The organism is Ruegeria aquimaris, assembly GCF_025751555.1.
In the GTDB taxonomy this organism is placed as follows: domain Bacteria; phylum Pseudomonadota; class Alphaproteobacteria; order Rhodobacterales; family Rhodobacteraceae; genus Ruegeria_B; species Ruegeria_B aquimaris.
This window is the reverse complement of the sequence record NZ_JAOWLB010000007.1, coordinates 106,240-125,433: the sequence shown is the minus strand read 5'-3', so window position 1 is coordinate 125,433 and position 19,194 is coordinate 106,240. Positions and strand designations below refer to the sequence as shown.

At 63.4% G+C, this 19,194-nt stretch carries 22 protein-coding genes and 1 riboswitch; of the genes, 6 read left to right on the top strand and 16 right to left on the bottom strand.

What is annotated here, in order from left to right:
- Window positions 1-36: 36 nt before the first annotated feature.
- From OE747_RS12085 to OE747_RS12040, 10 genes are all read right to left on the bottom strand, one after another.
- Complete coding sequence (locus OE747_RS12085; RefSeq protein ID WP_263828850.1) at window positions 37-654, bottom strand: (d)CMP kinase; 618 nt, start codon at window positions 652-654, stop codon at window positions 37-39.
- Entirely contained in the window at window positions 651-1,997 is a 1,347-nt protein-coding gene (gene aroA / locus OE747_RS12080) for a 3-phosphoshikimate 1-carboxyvinyltransferase (RefSeq protein ID WP_263828849.1), read from the bottom strand. The genes OE747_RS12085 and aroA overlap by 4 nt, the downstream gene beginning before the upstream one ends.
- 147 nt (window positions 1,998-2,144) lie before the next feature.
- Window positions 2,145-2,858: a tRNA (guanine(46)-N(7))-methyltransferase TrmB gene (trmB, locus tag OE747_RS12075; RefSeq protein ID WP_263828848.1), complete on the bottom strand. Its 714-nt coding sequence runs from the start codon at window positions 2,856-2,858 to the stop codon at window positions 2,145-2,147.
- 112 nt (window positions 2,859-2,970) lie between these two features.
- Window positions 2,971-4,152 carry a methionine adenosyltransferase gene (gene metK, locus OE747_RS12070; RefSeq protein WP_263828847.1) on the bottom strand — a complete coding sequence of 394 codons (1,182 nt, stop codon included), beginning with the start codon at window positions 4,150-4,152 and terminating at the stop codon, window positions 2,971-2,973.
- A 6-nt stretch (window positions 4,153-4,158) separates the two neighbouring features.
- A riboswitch (SAM-SAH riboswitch) is annotated at window positions 4,159-4,209 on the bottom strand.
- A 31-nt stretch (window positions 4,210-4,240) separates the two neighbouring features.
- Window positions 4,241-5,758, bottom strand: a complete 1,518-nt coding sequence (gene lnt / locus OE747_RS12065; protein WP_263828846.1) for an apolipoprotein N-acyltransferase — start codon at window positions 5,756-5,758, stop codon at window positions 4,241-4,243.
- On the bottom strand, window positions 5,755-6,642 hold the full coding sequence (locus OE747_RS12060) for a hemolysin family protein (RefSeq protein WP_263828845.1): 888 nt from the start codon (window positions 6,640-6,642) through the stop codon (window positions 5,755-5,757). Before OE747_RS12060 ends, lnt begins: the two co-directional genes overlap by 4 nt.
- 33 nt (window positions 6,643-6,675) lie before the next feature.
- Window positions 6,676-7,173: an rRNA maturation RNase YbeY gene (gene ybeY, locus OE747_RS12055; RefSeq protein WP_263828844.1), complete on the bottom strand. Its 498-nt coding sequence runs from the start codon at window positions 7,171-7,173 to the stop codon at window positions 6,676-6,678.
- A 48-nt stretch (window positions 7,174-7,221) separates the two neighbouring features.
- Window positions 7,222-8,235: a PhoH family protein gene (locus tag OE747_RS12050; RefSeq protein ID WP_263828843.1), complete on the bottom strand. Its 1,014-nt coding sequence runs from the start codon at window positions 8,233-8,235 to the stop codon at window positions 7,222-7,224.
- A 138-nt stretch (window positions 8,236-8,373) separates the two neighbouring features.
- Window positions 8,374-8,679 (bottom strand): hypothetical protein, encoded by a 306-nt coding sequence (locus OE747_RS12045; RefSeq protein ID WP_263828842.1) that lies wholly within the window; start codon window positions 8,677-8,679, stop codon window positions 8,374-8,376.
- 12 nt (window positions 8,680-8,691) lie between these two features.
- Window positions 8,692-9,279, bottom strand: coding sequence for an OmpA family protein (locus OE747_RS12040; RefSeq protein ID WP_404818314.1), 588 nt, complete (start codon window positions 9,277-9,279; stop codon window positions 8,692-8,694).
- A 467-nt stretch (window positions 9,280-9,746) separates the two neighbouring features.
- On the opposite strand from OE747_RS12040, the gene OE747_RS12035 reads away from it, so the two are divergent.
- Entirely contained in the window at window positions 9,747-10,070 is a 324-nt protein-coding gene (locus OE747_RS12035; protein ID WP_263828841.1) for a hypothetical protein, read from the top strand.
- 12 nt (window positions 10,071-10,082) lie between these two features.
- Here OE747_RS12035 and miaB read toward each other — a convergent pair whose 3' ends face one another.
- On the bottom strand, window positions 10,083-11,402 hold the full coding sequence (miaB, locus tag OE747_RS12030) for a tRNA (N6-isopentenyl adenosine(37)-C2)-methylthiotransferase MiaB (RefSeq protein WP_263828840.1): 1,320 nt from the start codon (window positions 11,400-11,402) through the stop codon (window positions 10,083-10,085).
- Window positions 11,403-11,527: 125 nt separating this feature from the next.
- Between miaB and OE747_RS12025 the strand changes: the two genes are divergently transcribed.
- On the top strand, window positions 11,528-12,394 hold the full coding sequence (locus tag OE747_RS12025; RefSeq protein ID WP_263828839.1) for a hypothetical protein: 867 nt from the start codon (window positions 11,528-11,530) through the stop codon (window positions 12,392-12,394).
- A 1-nt stretch (window position 12,395) separates the two neighbouring features.
- Here OE747_RS12025 and OE747_RS12020 read toward each other — a convergent pair whose 3' ends face one another.
- Both OE747_RS12020 and OE747_RS12015 read right to left on the bottom strand, forming a co-directional pair.
- Complete coding sequence (locus tag OE747_RS12020) at window positions 12,396-12,590, bottom strand: hypothetical protein (protein ID WP_263828838.1); 195 nt, start codon at window positions 12,588-12,590, stop codon at window positions 12,396-12,398.
- 65 nt (window positions 12,591-12,655) lie between these two features.
- Complete coding sequence (locus OE747_RS12015; protein ID WP_263828837.1) at window positions 12,656-13,465, bottom strand: phytanoyl-CoA dioxygenase family protein; 810 nt, start codon at window positions 13,463-13,465, stop codon at window positions 12,656-12,658.
- Between the two features lie 92 nt (window positions 13,466-13,557).
- Here OE747_RS12015 and OE747_RS12010 point away from each other — a divergent pair, with 92 nt between their 5' ends.
- Window positions 13,558-14,454 (top strand): LysR family transcriptional regulator, encoded by an 897-nt coding sequence (locus OE747_RS12010; RefSeq protein ID WP_263828836.1) that lies wholly within the window; start codon window positions 13,558-13,560, stop codon window positions 14,452-14,454.
- Here OE747_RS12010 and irrA read toward each other — a convergent pair whose 3' ends face one another.
- A complete protein-coding gene (irrA, locus tag OE747_RS12005) occupies window positions 14,455-14,874 on the bottom strand; it encodes an iron response transcriptional regulator IrrA (protein ID WP_263828835.1) in 420 nt (139 codons plus the stop codon).
- Between the two features lie 186 nt (window positions 14,875-15,060).
- Between irrA and fabA the strand changes: the two genes are divergently transcribed.
- Window positions 15,061-15,570, top strand: a complete 510-nt coding sequence (gene fabA / locus OE747_RS12000) for a bifunctional 3-hydroxydecanoyl-ACP dehydratase/trans-2-decenoyl-ACP isomerase (protein ID WP_263828834.1) — start codon at window positions 15,061-15,063, stop codon at window positions 15,568-15,570.
- 65 nt (window positions 15,571-15,635) lie between these two features.
- Here fabA and OE747_RS11995 read toward each other — a convergent pair whose 3' ends face one another.
- Window positions 15,636-15,899 (bottom strand): hypothetical protein, encoded by a 264-nt coding sequence (locus tag OE747_RS11995; RefSeq protein WP_263828833.1) that lies wholly within the window; start codon window positions 15,897-15,899, stop codon window positions 15,636-15,638.
- A 151-nt stretch (window positions 15,900-16,050) separates the two neighbouring features.
- Complete coding sequence (locus OE747_RS11990; protein ID WP_263828832.1) at window positions 16,051-16,938, bottom strand: sulfotransferase; 888 nt, start codon at window positions 16,936-16,938, stop codon at window positions 16,051-16,053.
- A gap of 216 nt (window positions 16,939-17,154) precedes the next feature.
- Here OE747_RS11990 and fabB point away from each other — a divergent pair, with 216 nt between their 5' ends.
- Window positions 17,155-18,384: a beta-ketoacyl-ACP synthase I gene (gene fabB, locus OE747_RS11985; RefSeq protein WP_263828831.1), complete on the top strand. Its 1,230-nt coding sequence runs from the start codon at window positions 17,155-17,157 to the stop codon at window positions 18,382-18,384.
- 6 nt (window positions 18,385-18,390) lie between these two features.
- The gene (locus tag OE747_RS11980) at window positions 18,391-19,182 is read left to right on the top strand and encodes an enoyl-ACP reductase FabI (RefSeq protein ID WP_263828830.1); all 792 of its coding nucleotides are present in this window, start codon (window positions 18,391-18,393) and stop codon (window positions 19,180-19,182) included.
- Window positions 19,183-19,194 lie beyond the last annotated feature (12 nt).

The following is a 19,194-nucleotide window of genomic DNA, read 5'->3' as shown; positions in this document are numbered from 1 at the left end:
TTCCGGGCAACCTTCGAATCACGGGTGGGTGACGGATCAGCCCCGGTTGGATACCTTGCGCGCGACCTCGGCAATCGCGGCGGACAGGGCCGCCGGAATGTCCATCGCGCTGGTGTCCAGCAACACCGCATCTTCGGCCGGTTTCATCGGCGCGGTGGCACGGTCCGCATCGCGGGCGTCCCGTTCGCGCACATCGGCCAGAACCGCCTCGCGCGTGGTGTCGTGCCCCTTGGCCGTCAGCTCCAGATAGCGGCGTTCGGCGCGCACCTCGGCGCTGGCAGTGACAAACAGCTTCACCTCGGCCTCGGGACAGATCACCGTGCCGATATCGCGCCCATCCAGCACCGCGCCGCCCGCCCGGCGGGCAAAGGCGCGCTGAAAATCGAGCAGCGCCGCGCGCACCTCGGGGATGGCCGCCACCTTGCTGGCGGCCTGTGCCACTTGGGCGGTGCGCAGATCATCGCGTTCCAGATCCTCGGGGCGCAGGGCGCGGGCGGCGGCCTCGGCCGCCTCGCCGTCCAGCGTGCGGCGCCCGACCGCGCGATAGAGAAGCCCGGTATCGAGATGGGCGAAGCCAAAATGCGCGGCCACAGCTTTTGAGATCGTGCCCTTGCCCGCAGCCGCAGGCCCGTCAATGGCCACGGTAAAGGTCATGTCCGTTCGACCTTGGCGCCCAGCCCGCCCATCAGCGGCTCAAAGATCGGGAAAGAGGTGGCAATCGGGCTGCCATCGTCGACCGAGACCGGCGCAACCGCCCCCATGCCCATCACCATGAAGGACATGGCGATGCGATGATCCAGGAAGCTCTCGCAAGTGCCGCCGCCCGGCACCTTGCCGATGCCCAGACCATGTACCGCCCACCAGTCGGCGCCCTCTTCGACCGTGACACCATTGGCGCGCAGCCCGCGCGCCATCGCGTCGATGCGGTCGCTTTCCTTGACGCGCAGTTCCTTGACCCCGCCCATCATGGTCACGCCTTGGGCGTTGGCGGCCACCACCGACAGGACCGGGTACTCGTCGATCATGCTGGCCGCGCGCTCGGGCGGCACGGTGATGCCCTTCATGTCGGGCGAATAGCGTGCGCGCAGGTCGGCCACCGGCTCTCCCCCTTCGGTACGTTCGTTCTCATAGGTCAGGTCGGCGCCCATCTCGCGCAGCGTGGTGAAAAGCCCCGCCCGCGTCGGGTTCAGCCCGATGCCGGGCACCAGCACGTCCGAGTCGGGGGTAATCAGCGCGGCGCAGACCGGAAAGGCAGCGCTGGAGGGATCGCGCGGCACCGCGATCACCTGCGGTTGCAGCTCGGGCCGTCCGGTCAGAGTAATGACGCGGCCTTCATCGGTATCCTCGACCGTCACTTCGGCGCCAAAGCCCGCCAGCATCCGCTCGGAATGGTCGCGGGTGGCTTCCTTCTCGATCACCACGGTCTGACCCGGCGCGTTGAGCCCGGCCAGCAGCACCGCCGACTTCACCTGGGCCGAGGGCACCGGCACCACATAGCGCACCGGCACCGGATCGGCGGCGCCCACGATGGTCATCGGCAGGCGACCGCCTTTGCGGCCCACCGAACGCGCCCCAAACAGCGCCAAAGGATCGGTGACCCGCGCCATCGGGCGCTTGTTCAGGCTGGCATCGCCGGTAAAGGTCGCGGCGATGGGTGAGGTTGCCATCGCCCCCATGATCAGCCGCACACCGGTGCCCGAATTGCCGCAATCGATCACCTGATCCGGCTCGGCAAAGCCGCCCACGCCAACCCCGTGCACCGACCACGAGCCATCGGCATGCCGCGTCACTTCAGCGCCAAAGGCGCGCATCGCCTTGGCGGTGTCCAACACGTCCTCGCCTTCGAGCAGGCCGGTGATACGGGTCTCGCCCACCGCCATCGCGCCCAGGATCAGCGCCCGGTGCGAGATCGACTTGTCGCCCGGCACCTCGGCCACACCGCTGAGCGGGCCACAGGGATACGAGGTCATCGGGATGGGGGTGCCGTGTCCGGACATGCGCGCTCCTTCGGAAAAACTCCCCTTGCCGATTACCCAATTGCCCGGTCAGGGTCCAGCAGGAAGAGGCGCGCGGCCCTGCCTCTTCATTCCGCGGGAAATACTCCGGGGGGAGCGCCGCAGGCGCGGGGGGCAGCGCCCCCTGCCTCAGCCCTGCAACCGGCGAAAGGTCAGGTAATGCGGCACCCGACCCTCGCGCAGCGCCTTTTGCTCATAGCGGGTCGAGATCCAGTCACCCCAGGGCAAACGCCAGTCGGCGGGCGCTTCGGCCAGCCATTCGAACCCGGCGCGCGGCACTTCCTCCAGCGTCTGGCGGACATAGTCGGGGATGTCGGTGGCCACGCGAAAGATTGCGCCCGGTTTCAGCACCCGCGCCAGCGGTTCCAGATGGTCCGGCGTCACGAACCGGCGGCGGTGATGCCGTTTCTTGGGCCAGGGATCAGGATAGAGCAGGAAAGCGCGCGAGATGCTCTGCGGCGGCAGTACATCGAAGAGGTCGCGCACATCGCCCGGATGAACCCGCACATTGTCGGCGCCCGCTGCGCGGATCTTGCCCAACAGCATCGCCACCCCGTTTATGAAGGGTTCCGCGCCGATGATGCCGATGCCGGGGTTCGAGGCCGCCTGATGCACCAGATGCTCGCCGCCGCCGAACCCGATCTCGAGCCATGTCTCGCGCCCGCCAAAGAGCGCGTCGAGATCCAGTGGTGCGCGCGCGGGGTTGTCCTGCCAGCTCACCGGGCCGGGCGACAGGGGCGTCAGGTCCTCGTCCAGATAGGCCCGCTGGTTCGGTTTCAGGGTCTTACCCTTGATGCGACCGTAAAAGTTGCGGCGCGGGCGGTCTGGGATGGTTTTGCTCATGACCGTGGGGTTACTGCGACCGCGCGCCGGGTGCAAGGCGGGACCCCGACCGATAATTGCGAAAGGGGCGCGGTTTTCCGCGCCCCTCCCGTATCTCTTGCCGCTTTCCGGATCAGACCGCTTTCTTGAGCGCCTCGACCAAGTCGGTGCGCTCCCAGCTGAAGCCGCCGTCGGCTTCGGGGTCGCGGCCGAAATGGCCGTACGCCGCGGTGCGCTGGTAGATCGGCTTGTTCAGGCTCAGATGGGTGCGGATGCCGCGCGGGGTCAGGTTCATGACCTTGGGGATGGCCGCCTCGATTTCGGCATCGGAAACCGTGCCGGTGCCGTGGGTATCGGCATAGATCGACAGCGGCGCCGACACGCCGATGGCATAGCTCAGCTGGATGGTGCATTTCTCGGCCATGCCGGCGGCGACCACGTTCTTGGCAAGGTAGCGCGCGGCATAGGCGGCCGAGCGGTCCACCTTGGTCGGATCCTTGCCCGAGAAAGCACCGCCGCCATGAGGCGCGGCACCACCATAGGTGTCGACGATGATCTTGCGCCCGGTCAGGCCAGCGTCGCCGTCAGGCCCGCCGATGACGAACTTGCCGGTCGGGTTCACGTGCCAGACGGTGTTGGCGCCGATCCAGCCTTCGGGCAGAACCTCGCGGATATAGGGCTCGACAATGGCGCGGATGTCGGCGCTGGTAAGCGCCTCGTCCAGGTGCTGGGTCGACAGCACGATCGAGGACACGCCCACCGGCTGGCCGTCGCGATAGATCACCGAAAGCTGGGATTTGGCATCCGGGCCAAGCGCCGGTTCGGTGCCGTTCTTGCGCACCTCGGCCAGACGGCGCAGGATGGCATGGCTGTACTGGATCGGGGCCGGCATCAGCGCGGGCGTCTCGGTGGTGGCGTAGCCGAACATGATGCCCTGGTCGCCAGCGCCTTCGTCCTTTTCGCCCGAGGCATCGACACCCTGAGCGATATGGGCCGACTGTTCGTGCAGCAGGTTGGTGATCTCCACAGTCTCGTGGTGAAACTTGTCCTGCTCGTAACCGATATCCTTGATACAGGCGCGCGCGATCTCGTCGATGCGGCCCATGTATTCGCGCAGCTTGTCCTTGTTCGACAGGCCGACTTCGCCGCCGATCACGACGCGATTGGTGGTGGCAAAGGTTTCACAGGCAACCCGCGCCTCGGGCTCTTCGGTCAGGAATGCGTCAAGGACGGCGTCGGAAATCCGGTCGCACACCTTGTCCGGGTGCCCTTCGGAAACGGATTCCGAAGTGAAGATGTAGTTCTGTCGGGACATGCAAAGTGCTCCATTAATGAATACCCGCGCCACGCCAGGAAGCCGTTGTGGCAGGTCTGAGCCGGGATACGCCCCGTATTTGTTGAGGTCAATCGCTATTTGCCGGTTCGGGACGCGCCTGTATCCTTGCCGCACCAAGGAACAGGATAAGCATCGCCAGCAGCAGCGGCAGATCGCCGGTCTGGCTGTAGACCGTCGGTTGCAGCGGCAGGGGCAGTTCGGCATCGACGTACCCCGCCTGATTAAGCGGCAGGCCCGCTGTGATCCGGCCCAGCGGGTCGATCATCGCCGAGACGCCGGTATTGGCGACGCGAACCATCGGCAGCCCCTGTTCCACCGCCCGCATCCGGGCCTGCGCCAGGTGCTGATAGGGTCCCGACCAGGTTCCGAACCAGGCGTCGTTGGTCGCCTGCAACAACAGATCCGGCCGACCCGGCACCGCGTTCACCTCCTGGGGAAACACCGCCTCGTAGCAGATCAGCGGCACCGCGACACCGATCCCGGGTATCCTGAGCACGTCCGGCCCCGGACCGGGGCTGAACCCTTGCCCGCTGCGGGCGGCAAAGCCGGAGATGCCGAAGGATTCCAGCACATCGCCAAAGGGGACGTATTCGCCAAACGGAACCAGGTGGTGCTTGTCATAGACCGGATCGGCGATGCCGCCCTCTGTCACCACCGCGAGCGAGTTATAGATACGCGGCCCCTCGGACCGGTTCGCGCCGATAACCACCGGTGCGCCGCGTGCGGCTGTGGCGATCTCTTCCAGCACCGGACCCGCCCCGTCAAGCCAGTAGGGCAGCGCGGATTCGGGCCAGACCACCAGATCGGGCCGCGGCCCTTCGCCGGTGAAGCGGAGCTGGCGGGCCATGAAGACGGGGTACCAGTCGGGATCCCATTTCTGGTGTTGTGGCGCGTTGGGCTGCACCAGCCGCACCTGTTTTCCCGTGCTTTCGATCTCGGGCCGCATCGCGTCCACCGCCAGGATTGCCACTCCAAAGGCGACGGCCGGAATGCAGCGCAGCAACAGCGCAGTCCCGCCCATACCGCGTGCCAGTGCCGATCCCGGGGGCAAGACGGCAAGCAGGGTCAAGAGCGCCAGCCCGTTGGGACCGATCCAGGCCAAGAGCAGCGCCGCGTCGGTTTCCACCCAGACCTGCGCCAGACCCGCCCAGGGAAAACCCGTCAGAACATAGCCGCGTGCGAACTCTGCGATCCCCAGCGACAGGATCAGCAACCAGGTCCGCCGCTCGGCGGTGCGCCAGGGCATGGCCGCCAGCGCGAAACCCGCCGCCCAGAACAATGCCAGCCCCCCGGCCATAAAGATCAGCGCAAAGGGCGCCATCCAGCCGTGCCGCGCGATGTCGATCAGAAACGGCTCGACAATCCAGAGAAGCGCATAGCCGAAATAGCCGGTGGCAAAGGCCCACCCGGTCAGGGTCGCCTCGGTCCGTGAGCGCGCCGACTGAAACAGGGCCGGCACCGCCAGGAGCGCGCTGACGGTGGCCACCCAGATCGAGGTCGGCGCCAGACCCAAAGCCGCGATGACGCCGAGGGCAGCAGCAAGCAGCATGCGCTGCCACAAACGCCAGCCGGGCAAAAAGGTCATGCTGCGGCTTCGGGTATCATGACGCGCAGCCGTTTGATCCGGCGCGGATCGGCATCCATGACTTCGAATTCGACGCCCTCGGGATGCAGGACAACTTCGCCCCGGGCCGGAATCCGGCCGGACAGCATGAAGACCAGGCCGCCCAGTGTGTCGATTTCCTCTTCGTCCACGTCCTCATGGCTGGTCAAAGAGCGGCCAATCTCGGCCTCGAAATCCTCCAGCGGCGTCTTGGCCTGGGCGATGTAGCAGCCGGGGCGTTCCTTTATCCAGGTCTGCGCCTCGTCGGTATCGTGCTCGTCCTCGATCTCGCCCACCACCTGTTCGATCAGGTCCTCGATGGTCAAGAGACCGTCGACCCCGCCATATTCGTCGATCACCAGCGCCATATGGCGCCGCTCGGTCTGCATCTTGGTCAGCAGGACACCGATGGGCATCGACGGCGGAACGAACAGCAGCGGCCGCAGCATGGAGGCCAGATCGAACACCGCCGAATCGCCGTTGAACCCGTGTGTCAGCGCCAGGTCCTTGAGGTGCACAAAGCCGAGCGGGGTATCGAGCGTGGTCTCGTAAACCGGGATACGGGTCAGCCCGCTGTCGCGGAACACCTGGACCAGCTCTTCCTTGGATATGGTCACCGGCACGGCAATGATGTCCGCAGTGGGGATGGCCACGTCCTCGACCCGCATGCGCCGCAGGTTCAACAGCCCGGGCGTGACCGCAGGCGCAACCGATGTGCCGGGCAGCTCAGGCTGTTCCTGGCCGTCACCAGGGGAAAACGCATCCATGATGCGGGTAAAAAATCCTGATCTTTCTGCGTTCGTTTCGCCGGGAGTATCCGGTTGCGCGCTATGCGCTGCGCTAGAACTGCCTTCTATGTCGCCCATTAATCCTAATCCAATCCGGGGCCTCTTGGCCCTTCAGTCCGTATAATATGGGTTATCGAGGCCCAGATTGCCAAGTATCTCCGCCTCCAAACCTTCCATCAGCGTGGCGTCTTCGTCACGGATATGGTCATAACCCAACAAATGTAACACCCCGTGAACGATCAAATGCGTGACATGATCGGCCATGGGTTTGCCCGCCGCCTCTGCCTCGCATTGGCAAGTGTCGTAGGCGATCGCGATGTCGCCCATGGGAATCATGCCGGTAAAATCCGGCTCGGGCGCCAGAGGTGTGCCGCCCGGCGCGTCGGCGGCGAGATCTTCGGATGGCCAGCTCAGCACATTTGTCGGCACGGGCTTGCCGCGGAATTCGGCATTGAGTTCCGATATCCGGGCATCGTCACAGCCAAGCAGGCTGATCTCGCACTCCTCGGGGTCCAGGCCAAAATGCCGCAGGGCCGCGTCGGCGGCCCGCTGCGCCAGGGGCGGCAAGACGACCCAACGCGGATCTTGGAGAGTGATATCAAGTGTCATGGCGGTCCCGGCTTTCTCAGGTCACGACCCGCCATTCGGCCAGCCGGATCAACCTGCGTCGGCCTCATACGCTTCGATGATGGCGGCGACAAGCGGGTGCCGGACGACATCCTTGGAGGTGAAGTAGTTGAAGCTGATGCCCGGCACGGGTTTCAGCAGCCGTTCGGCATCGGCCAGACCCGACATCACCCCGCGCGGCAGGTCGACCTGGCTGCGGTCGCCGGTGATCACCATGCGGCTGCCCTCGCCCAAGCGGGTCAGGAACATCTTCATCTGCATGGTGGTGGCGTTCTGCGCCTCGTCCAGCACCACAAAGGCATTGGCCAGCGTGCGCCCGCGCATGAAGGCCAGCGGCGCAATCTCGATCTTCTTCTCCTCAATCAGCTTGGCCACCTGCTTGCCCGGCAGGAAATCGTTCAGCGCGTCATAGAGCGGCTGCATATAGGGGTCGACCTTGTCCTTCATGTCGCCCGGCAGATAGCCCAGCTTCTCCCCCGCCTCGACCGCGGGACGGCTGAGTATGATACGGTCGACCAGACCGTTGATGAACATGGTGACGCCCACAGCCACGGCCAGATAGGTCTTGCCGGTGCCAGCCGGGCCGATGCCAAAGGCGAGTTCGTTTTCGAACAGCGATTTGACATAGGCCTTTTGCGCCTCGGTGCGCGGTTCGACGGGTTTCTTGCGGGTCTTGATCTCGAACCGTCCGCCCAGGAACATTTCCAGCTGGTCGCCATCGCGCGGGTCAGGCTCTTCGGTGGCACGGCCCATGCGCAGTTCGCGGTCCACATCGGCCCCCTCGACAGGGCGGCCGGATTGCAACCGATCGTAGAGCGCCTCGAGAATCTCCGCCGCGCGGGCGCGGGTCTCGGGGTCGCCGCCGAGAATCGACAGATGATTTCCGCGCCGGACGATCTGCACCCCCAGCACCTGTTCAACAAGCACCAGGTGACGGTCGTGTTCGCCGCACAAGTCTATCAAAAGCCGATTGTCGGGGAATTCCAGGTGCAGGTCCGTCTGGACGCTGCCGTCTTGCGGTGTGGTCAGGGCACCGAGGGCCATCCGCTCTCCTGTTGTCGAAGTCCTGCCTTCAGCGTAGCCAAGATGTTGTGGGTGGTGCAAGCATGACCGCAAAGTTTTCACCAATCTGAAACAAAAAAGACCGCCCCGAGGGCGGTCTTTGTTCAGGTGGTGTTCAGATCAGATCGGATCGCTGAAGGTCGACCCGGACTTGAACGGCCCTGTCGCCACGCTGCGCGGCAGTTCGCTGTTGCAGACCGGCTTGCCATCCGGTGTCCGCCGCAGGTCGGCATAGCCCTCGACCCCGTCGTCGATGATCCAGTGTTCGCAGCCTGCCGGATCGACCCAGATACCGGCGGTCAATTGCGACAGATCCCCGCTTTTGCCATCCAGAATGTTACGGTCGCGGGTCTTGTCCGTGGCCGGCGCACAGGCCGAAACCGCGATTGCCAGAGTCAGAGCGGCAAATCCCTTGAAAATTGTCATCACCAACTCTCCTTAGCGGATGCAATAGATTTCGACGCGACGGTTTTGCGCCATGTTGGCGGCGCTGGTGTTCGGGACGCGTGGATCGCGCTCGCCATAGGCGCGAATGTCGCCGAGCCGCGCACCCACCGAACGGGCGACCTGAGCAACGGCGTTCGCCCGCCGCTCCGAGAGGCGGATGTTATACTCGTCCGAGGCGCGGCTATCGGTATGCCCTGCGATCACGAAATAGCGTGTACCCGGCATCGTCTTGCGGAAGAACTCCTGCAGGCGCGCCTTGCCCGCCGCATTGATGTAGTGCTTGTCAGTGGCAAAGAACTGATCCGTCGGCATCATCCCGCACAACTGTCCACGCCGACAAACCGGCTTGCCATCGGGGTAGACATGCGGGGTCATGTAGCCTTCGGCGCCGTCGTCCATCACCCAGTGTTCGCATCCGTCGGGGTCCACCCAGATCGTGGGCACATAGCGCTCGCCGACGATGGTGCGCTGCGTACCCGTATTCCCGGTTTGCGCGGCGGCCGGCGCGACAGCAGCTCCGGATACCACAAGGGCGGCTACAATCGCGGCCGCCACTTTCTTGAGATTGAAATCAGACACAGTGTTAATTCCTCACCTGGCTCCCCCACCTTCGGCGCCCGGCGCAAATACGCCGTCCGTCGAACGCGAAACTGCGACAACCATATGAAAATTATGTAAATCTGTGAAGGGAAAACCACCAGATATTGTGTCGTTTTGAGGAACACTCCCCAAGTTGACGGCAGGATTGTCCCTGGTCCGAGGCGAAGCGCCCGGCTCTGGCGCCGAGGTGAGTCGCGGCCCGTGTCACGGGTTCGCAAATCAAGCGCGACGCTGCGATTGTACTGGCGAGGGCGACAAAGCCGGTCACGGACCGGTAATTCTGCGCCTTGCGGGCGACAATGATCAGCCTCGGGCGCCGTTTAGACAGCTATCGCAATGGGTTGCAATCCGCTAGTATGGCCCTGCCTTTCCGGATGTCCGGAACAGGTCGGCGTCGGGCTGTACGGCGCTGTTACATATTTCCTGTCAGACGTGGGGGTATTGACATGAAAGCCTATCTGGTCGCCGGGATCGTCCTGGCGAGTACTGTCGTGGCATCCGGCTCGGCCCTGGCGCAGCAGCGCCCGACCAAACCGGGAACCGACGCCTACAACATCACCATCAGCTGCTTCCGCGGACCGACCCGAGACGTGATCTGGGACCGGCCCAATGCGGTCTTTGTCGAGGATCTGGTCAAGATCGGCTATTCCTATCCGCAGGCGCATGCCATCGGCGAACGCATCTGCCGTGACGAATGGGGCGTTGGCCAGCATGACTACATGCGGACCTCGCTCTTGGAGATCATGGCGAAAACGCCACCGTCGCACTGACCGGGCGCGGCCTCAGACCGGTTCGCCTGCCAGCGAATTCGGCCCTGAGGCCACGATCCGGACCCGCGCGATCTGACCGGTGGACAGGCCGGGGGCCTGCACGTGAACCGCGTGCAGGTATTCGCTTTTGCCGACCATCTGGCCGGGCAGGCGGCCGGGTTTCTCGAACAGGACACTGACCTCGCGGCCAACCATGCTGTCCTGAATCTCGCGCTGGTGGCGGGTGATCACCGCCTGCAACCGTTGCAGCCGGTCGTCGGCCTCGGCCGGGTCGACCTGTGCCCGCTCGGCCGCCGGGGTACCGGGGCGGGTCGAGTATTTGAACGAATAGGCATAGCCATAGCGGATCTCTTCGACCAGATCGAGCGTGGCCTGGAAATCGGCCTCGGTCTCTTCGGGGAAGCCCACGATAAAATCGCCCGACATCAGGATATCGGGGCGGGCGGCACGGATGCGCTCGACCAGCCGCAGATAGCTGTCGGCGGTATGGCTGCGGTTCATCCGCTTCAGGATCTTGTCCGACCCCGCCTGCACCGGCAGGTGCAGATACGGCATCAGCTTGGCGCAGGTGCCATGCGCCTCGATCAGGTCGTCGGTCATGTCATTGGGGTGGCTGGTGGTGAAGCGGATGCGTTCCAGCCCGTCGATCTTGTCCAGCTCCCAGATCAGCCCGGCCAGTGTCATGTCGCCGTTCGGCCCGGCGCCGTGATAGGCATTGACGTTCTGACCCAGCAGAGTGATTTCGCGCACGCCGCGTTCGACCAGTTCGTTCGCCTCGCGCAGGATGCGGTCAGCCGGGCGGCTGACTTCGGCCCCGCGGGTATATGGCACCACGCAGAAGGCGCAGAACTTGTCACAGCCCTCCTGCACGGTCAGGAACGCGGTCGGGCCGCGTTTCGCCTTGGGGCGGCCTTTCAGCTTCTCGAATTTGTCCTCCTCGGGGAAATCGGTGTCGAGCGCCTTTTCCCCCGCGCGCGCCTTGGCCTCCAGTTCGGGCAGGCGGTGATAGCTCTGCGGTCCGACCACCAGATCGACCAGCGGCTGGCGGCGCATGATCTCCTCGCCCTCGGCCTGGGCGACACAGCCCGCAACGCCGATCTTGAGATCGGGTTTCGCCGCCTTCAGCCCCTTGAACCGGCCCAGTTCGGAATAGACCTTTTCCGCCGCCTTTTCCCGGATATGGCAGGTATTGAGCAAGATCATGTCCGCGTCTTCGGCGCTTTGAGTCTCGACATAGCCCTGCCCGCCAAGCGCCTCGGCCATGCGCTCGCTGTCATAGACGTTCATCTGGCAACCATAGGTCTTGATAAACAGCTTCTTGGGGTCTGACATCGGGCGGGCCTTTGTTTTCACGGGATCAGCGGCGGCGTCTACAGGGATCGGGCGTCGCTTGCAATGCACGCGCAATTAACCGAAGTTGGCCCAGAATGCCAGACAGGCAAGGGTGGAAGACAGGCATGGAATACGCATCGCTGGACCATTTCCTGAAAACCGGAGCTGAGGCGCTGGCCAAGGGACCGGTGGCGATGATCTTTGTCGAGGACGATGTGGAACTGGCCACCACCATGCGCCATCACATCCAATCCGGGTTCAAGTCCGTTCTCGTCTTTATGCCCGACGCCTTTGTCCTGCCGAAAGATGTCGAGGCGCGCATTCATCGCATCCCGTTTGACTGCGGGCCGCGCAACGCGGTGGTCAATGCGATCAACCGGGTCATCGCGGCGGCGCCGGGCATCTGGATGTATTACTGCTACAATGCCGAATACTTGTTCTTTCCCTTCTGCGAAACGCGCAGCGTGGGCGAGATGCTGACGTTCCACGGCGAGGAACGGCGCGAGGCGATGCTGACCTATGTGATCGACCTTTATGCCGACGACTTGCAGGCCTGCCCGCTGGGGGTTTCGCTGGACCGTGCCTTTCTCGACAAGTCAGGCTATTACGCCCAGGCCCGCAAGGACCCTGAAACCGGCCACCCGCGCGAACGGCAGCTCGACTTTTTCGGCGGAGTGCGTTGGCGGCACGAGGAGCATATTCCGAAAGACAGCCGCAAGATCGACCGGATCGCGCTGTTCAAGGCGAAGCCTGGATTGAAGATCCTGCCCAATCACACGTTCGAGGATCAGGAATACAATACCTATGCCTGCCCCTGGCACCACAACCTGACGGCGGCCATCTGCTCGTTCCGCACGGCCAAAGCGTTGAAGAAGAACCCGGGCTCGACCTTCGAGATCCACAGTTTCCGCTGGCACAATTCCACGCCTTTTGAATGGCATTCGCGCCAGCTGCTCGATCTTGGCCTGATGGAGCCGGGACAGTGGTTCTGATCTAGAACGACACGTGCCAGCTGTTGCCGGTGCCGATCGAGATGTAACCCGGCCCGCAGCTGCGCCCGACCGAGACACCCCCGGTGGCACCGCCGGATCCAACCCCGACACCGACATTCACATCCGCCGGTGAATCGCATTTCTCACACCCGGCGACGACCATGCCCGCCAGGGCAACACAAAGAATTGCACGCATCACAATGTTCCAATCAAATCCGCAGTTCAGACAGGAACCGATGATGCGTGCTCAGCGCCGGGGCGTCAATCTTGGGCGCCGCGCCGGAACAGGACCGGGAACCAGTCCTCGCGCAACCGCTGGCCCGGCACCATACCGTGACCAGGATAGGGCGGTGAGGTGCGGCCCGGACGTTCGACATAGCGCGCATCGTCACCGACGAGGCGGAGGGAGAAGGCGCGACGCCGCGAATTGCTGGTATTGCCGCGCGCGCCATGCAGGGTCTTGTAATTGAAGGCTACGGCATCGCCCGGCTGCATCTCGAACTCGACAATGCGCATGCCTTCGGCCTCGGGGTCGGGGATAGCCATGTACTGCCCTTCGTCGGGAAAGAACCCCTCTTCGCTGACCCAGCGGGTCGGCAACACCTCTTTTTCCCACAGGTGGGACCCGGCGACACAGCGCAACGTCGCCTCTTTCACCGGATCGAGCGGCGACCAGAAACTGATGGTCTGACGACCGTCGACAAAGTAATACGGCCCGTCCTGGTGCCAGGGAGTCGCCATCGAGGTGCCCGGTTCCTTGACCAGAACGTGGTCATGGAACATCTGCGCGGTTTGCGACTGCATGAGGTCGGCGGCCACCTCGGCGGCGGGCGAGGATTGGATCACCTCGCGGAATTCGGGGATGCGTTCCCAGTTGCAATAATCGTCGAAGAAGAGGCCGGTATGCCCCTCTTTGCGGTTCTCAGAGGCATAAGGCCCCGGCGCGGTCATGTTCGCCTGAACCCCCGCGCGGAGTGTGTCGACATGATCGGCGAACAAGCCTTTGACAAGGACCACGCCGTCGCGCTGGAAGGTTTCGATCATCTCGGGCGTGACAAGCGGGTGCGTCATCTCGGGTTCTCCGGTGGGTGAGGTTCGTCTGTGGTTTTCACTGGAAAACCCCCTCTGTTCAAATCATATCTTCGAAATTAATAAATAAGATCATGTTATATCTTACGCTTCGGCAATACGAATATGTCTGTGCCGTGGGTCGCCATGGCAGCCTGTCGGCGGCAGCCGGGGCGCTGCATGTTTCTCAGCCCGCATTGTCAGCGGCGCTGGCCCGAATTGAGGAACATCTGGGCCATCCGCTGTTCATCCGCAGGCGTGGATCGGCAATGGCCGTCACGCCCGAGGGGCGGCGTTTCATCGCGGAGGCCGAGGCTTTGCTGGCCGATGCGGCCCGGATCGAGGACCCGGCACATCCGCGTCCTGCGCAGCAGCGCCTGCATCTGGGATGCTTTGCCGATCTGGCACCGTTCCTGCTGGCCCCCGCGCTACGCGCCTTGCGCCAGGCTCTGCCGGATGTGACCGTCAGCTATCGCGCCGAGGGGTTCGAGGCGCTGATTTCGGGCCTGCTCAAGGGGCAGGTCGATCTGGCGCTGACCTATGATCTGGGACTGGATGCGGGATTTCACCGCGAGGCCCTGTATCACAGCCACCCGCATGCGGTGATGGCACCGGACCATCCGCTGAGCCAAGGGGCGGCGCCCGATCTGGCGGCGCTGACAGGTTTCCCCCTGATCCTGTCGGACGAGGGGCTGTCGGCGCAGCACATGCTGGGGCTGTTCCGCGACCGGGGTCTGAACCCGGTCGTTGCACACCGCGCCGCCACGCTGGAACTTCTGCGCAGCCTGGCGGCGCATGGCGAGGGGATGGGGATCAGCTATGCCAACCCACCGCACATGACCAGCTATGACGGGATGCCATTGATCAGCCGACGTATCGCGAACCCCGATCTGGGCGAAGACGTGATCCTTGTGCGCCATGGCACCGGACCGGCGGATACCACCACCGGGCGGGCATGGCGGGTTCTGGCAGAGTTGTTTCGCGGGCGTTGATCAGGATTTACGCCGCAGACGGATCACCACATCGACCGAGGCGATCTCGACCCCGTCGGGCGCGTCGGGCAAGCGGTGGATCACCAGTTGATCCGAGGGTGCGTCAGACAGCCGCCCCTCGTCTTCCCAGAAGAAATGCGGATGGTCACGGGTGTTGGTGTCGAAATAGCTTTTCGATCCGTCCACGGTGATCTCTTGCAAAACGCCAGCCTCGCAAAAGGCGCGCAGGGTGTTGTAGACTGTGGCCAGCGACACGGCCGCGCCGCGGGACTTGGCCGAATCGAACAGGCTTTCGGCCGTCACATGACGATGCTTGCCATCCCCGACCAGCAACTCGGCCAGGGCAACCCGTTGACGGGTCGGACGCAATCCCGCGGCAACCAGCCAGTCGGTGGCGATCTCCTGTGATTTGGGCGTCATCATACGGTCCTGTCTGCGGCTGAATGCATATATAAGGCCGCCGGGGCGAAGATTTCAAATGAAATTCATTCGCATCTTGACCGGGACCTGCGGTCACATCTGCCGCCGCCACCCTTGCGGGACAAGGTTGGGCGATGTTAGAGGGGTCAAGAAAAGCACGAGATTCCATGCAGGAGACCAGGGCAGATGGCGCAATTCCCAAGCAGTTTTGACAAGGACGATCTGCTGAAATGCGCGCGTGGCGAGTTGTTCGGCCCGGGCAACGCACAGCTACCCGCACCGCCGATGCTGATGATGGACCGCATCACCGAGGTGTCCGCCGATGGCGGCGCCCATGGCAAGGGTCATGTGCGGGCCGAATTCGACATCACCCCCGACCTGTGGTTCTTTGACTGCCATTTCCCCGGCAACCCGATCATGCCCGGCTGCCTGGGTCTGGACGGGCTGTGGCAGCTCACCGGCTTCAACCTCGGCTGGCGCGGCTGGCAAGGGCGCGGCTATGCGCTGGGTGTGGGCGAAGTGAAACTAACCGGCATGGTGCGCCCCGACCGCAAGATGCTGACCTACAAGGTGGATTTCACCAAGGCGATCCAGACCCGCCGCCTGACCATGGGCGTCGCCGACGGCATTGTCGAGGCCGATGGCGAGGTGATTTACCAGGTCAAGGACATGAAGGTCGCGCTGAGCGAAAGCTGAGACCACCTCTTTCGCAGCGGCACACCCTGATCTGCTGCCGTGCTGCGACCTGTTCTGTCTGCGCGCTATCCCAGAAGGAAGAAGTCGCCTTCATCTGTTGCGTCCGGCGGCACATTGCCATTCCAATCCGGAGGGTCCAGACGGGCCTTGTGCTGCGCTGCTCTCTGAACCGCTTCGATGGCGTTTCCAAGATGATCAAACGCTCTAAGGTGGGCGATTTCGTTGGACAGACGGCTACTGGCGTGATCCAGCGCGGCCTGATTGACGATGGACAGGCGCGGGTTCTGATCGTCTTTGAAGAATTCAAAACCGATGGCGTCTTCTGGCATGGTGAAATTCCTTCTGAAAGAGAGGACAATTAATCCGGGTGTGAAACACCCGCCTGCTTCCGGTCTCACCGAAACAGTTCACACAGTTCAGAAAATTATCGAAATAGTAGCAAAAATGACCGGCGAAGTCGAGCGCCACAACCTTCGATTGTCAATCCAGCCACGCGTCGGGAACTGAACTCCCGAAGCGGTCTTGGCAGAAGTCGTATTGCCGGGACAGATGGCGGCGGAAGGCGTCGCGGGCATCGTCGGGAAGCGGAAGCATGACAGTGGTCTCGTTCTGCCGCCGCTCGGCGACCGCAGGTGCAAACGGTATCCCGAGGAAATCGCATAGGCGCCGGATCGCGGCGTCGCTCTCGAAAAGGCTTTCATAAAACAGATAAAGCAACTGAGACGACGGAAACACCTTTTCCAGCGCCTGGATGATCCCGCAGTAATCGGCGCGCGCCAGCAACGCAGGCGCGCTCAGCGCGTTCCGCCACTTGGTGGCAACATCGTTAACAGGGTTCAACTGTTGCAGATGGCGAAGCTGAGACCAGAAGCGTTGGACGGGATCGCGCATTAGAAAGAGGATCTTCACCTCCATGCCCTGACTTGCGCAGAATCGCTTCATATAGGTGAAGCCTTCGACCCCGATGACCGAATACGAGGGCGTCAGGTCACAAAAGCATCGCTTTCGCGGTCCGCTTAACCGATCAAAATGCCCGAAATAGGCGTTGTCGTCATAGATCATCTGGGTTCGGTCGACGCTGGCCTGAAAAATGGCCCGCCGCCTGAGATTTTCCACCGTTTCGCCCGCCTGCTTCAACTGAAAGGACAGGCGCGCCAGAGCCAGGCCATCGGGGTCTCCCAAGGCAAGGTCCGAAAACTTGCTGTCAAAGAAATGCAACTCTTTCAGTGGTGAAACCGCCATTTCGGCGCGTGACCCGAGATAGTCGTGCAGCCAGCTGGTCGCGCATTTTGCCGCGCCGACGCAGATCAGCAGCGTCTTTCCGGTCAGTTTCGGATAGGCCCGAAGATCCGGGATCTCGACGGTCATGTCATCGGCCAGCGGCGCGGCGCTTCCTTTCCGTTTGGTCGTTCGGCTTCCCCCGTGCAAAGGGCCGTTTCAGGCTGCCACAGCGCAGCGACATTCTCAATGTTACAGTCGGCCGTTTTCCGACGCAGGGACCCGGGCCCGAGCGTGTCCGCCTATTGGCTTGCCCAGTCCACCCCGCTACCCTACACAGGCACAACGCAACAAAGGAGTTCGTTCATGCGCCGTGTGGTTGTGACCGGTTTGGGGATAGTCTCTTCGATCGGTGTAAATGCCGAGGAAGTCACCGCCTCTCTCAGGGCTGGGCGCTCGGGGATCGAGGCTTGCCCGGAGATGGTGGAGCACGGGTTTCGCAGCCAGATCGCCGGAACTCTGAAGATCGATGTCAAGGAACATGTGGACAAGCGCACCTTGCGGTTCATGGGGCCGGGCGCGGCCTATGCCCATATCGCCATGCAACAGGCGATTGCCGATTCCGGCCTGACCGAGGATGATATCGTGAACCCGCGCACCGGTCTGGTCGCGGGCTCTGGCGGGCCATCGACCAGCGCCATGCTGACGGCGCATCAGACGGTGCTGAGCAGCGGCGCGACCAAGCGGATCGGGCCCTTTGCGGTGCCCAAATGCATGTGTTCGACGATCTCGGCCAACCTGGCGACCGCGTTCCGGATCAAGGGCCTGAACTATTCCATCACCTCGGCCTGCTCGACCTCGCTGCATTGCATCGGCAATGCCGCCGAACAGATCATGATGGGCAAACAGGACGTGATGTTCGCGGGCGGCGGCGAAGAGCTGGACTGGACATTGTCGTGCCTGTTCGACGCCATGGGCGCGATGTCCTCGAAATACAACGACACGCCCGAAAAGGCCTCGCGCGCGTTCGATCAGGACCGCGACGGGTTCGTGATCTCGGGCGGCGGCGGCATCGTGGTGCTGGAAGAGCTTGAACACGCCCTTGCGCGGGGCGCCAAGATCTATGCCGAGGTGACCGGGTATGCCGCCACCTCGGACGGGCATGACATGGTGGCACCCTCGGGCGAGGGCGGCGAACGGGCGATGCGGCTGGCGGTGTCCACCCTGCCCGAGGACCGCAAGGTCAGCTATATCAACGCGCATGGCACCTCGACCCCGGTCGGTGACGTGGGCGAGGTCGAAGCGGTGCGCCGCGTGTTCGGCGAGGGCCGCGTGCCTCCGATCAGCTCGACCAAGTCGATGACCGGCCACGCGCAGGGGGCGGCGGGCGCGCTTGAGGCGATCTTCTGCCTCTTGATGCTGGAGCACGACTTCATAACGCCGTCGATCAATGTCGAAACCCTGGCCGAGGGCATCCGCCCCGGCGAGGTCGCGACCAAATACGTGGAAAATGCCGGGCTGGATTCGGTCATGACCAACAGTTTCGGTTTTGGCGGCACCAACGGCTCGATGGTGCTGAGCAAGTTCAGGGGGTAAGGGCGCATGTCGGGAATTCTAAAGGGCAAACGCGGCCTTATCATGGGCGTTGCCAACGATCATTCGATCGCCTGGGGTATCGCGCGGGCGATGCACGAGGCGGGAGCGGAAATGGCCTTTACCTATCAGGGTGAGGCGTTCGGCAAGCGGCTGGAGCCGCTTGCGGCGAGCATCGGCAGCGACTTCATGGTCGACGCCGATGTCACCAATGACGAGTCGCTCGATCGCGCTTTTGCCGAGCTGTCGGCGCGCTGGCCGACCATCGACTTTGTCGTGCACGCCATCGCCTATTCGGACAAGTCGGAGCTGACAGGGCGGTTCCTGAACACCACCCGGGCGAATTTCAAACATTCGATGGATGTCTCAGCCTATAGCTTCATCGAGGTGGCCCGCCGCGCCTATCCCTTGATGCAGGAGAATGGCGGCACGCTGCTGACCCTGACCTATCAGGGGTCGAACCGGGTTGTGCCGAATTACAACGTGATGGGCGTGGCCAAGGCGGCGCTGGAATCGGCGACGCGCTACCTGGCCAACGACCTGGGTCCGGACAGAATTCGCGTGAACGCGATCTCACCCGGCCCGATGAAGACACTTGCCGGCGCCGCCATCGGCGGGGCGCGCAAGACCTTCAAGTTCTGCGACCAGAACGCGCCGCTGCGGTCGAACGCGACGCTTGAGGCCGTGGGCGGAACCGCTGTTTATCTGGTGTCTGACGCAGGCGCCTGCACCACGGGTGAGATCATCCGGGTCGATGGCGGGTTCCACGTTCTGGGCATGCCCCAGCCCGAATCCATGTAACGCCACAGAGCC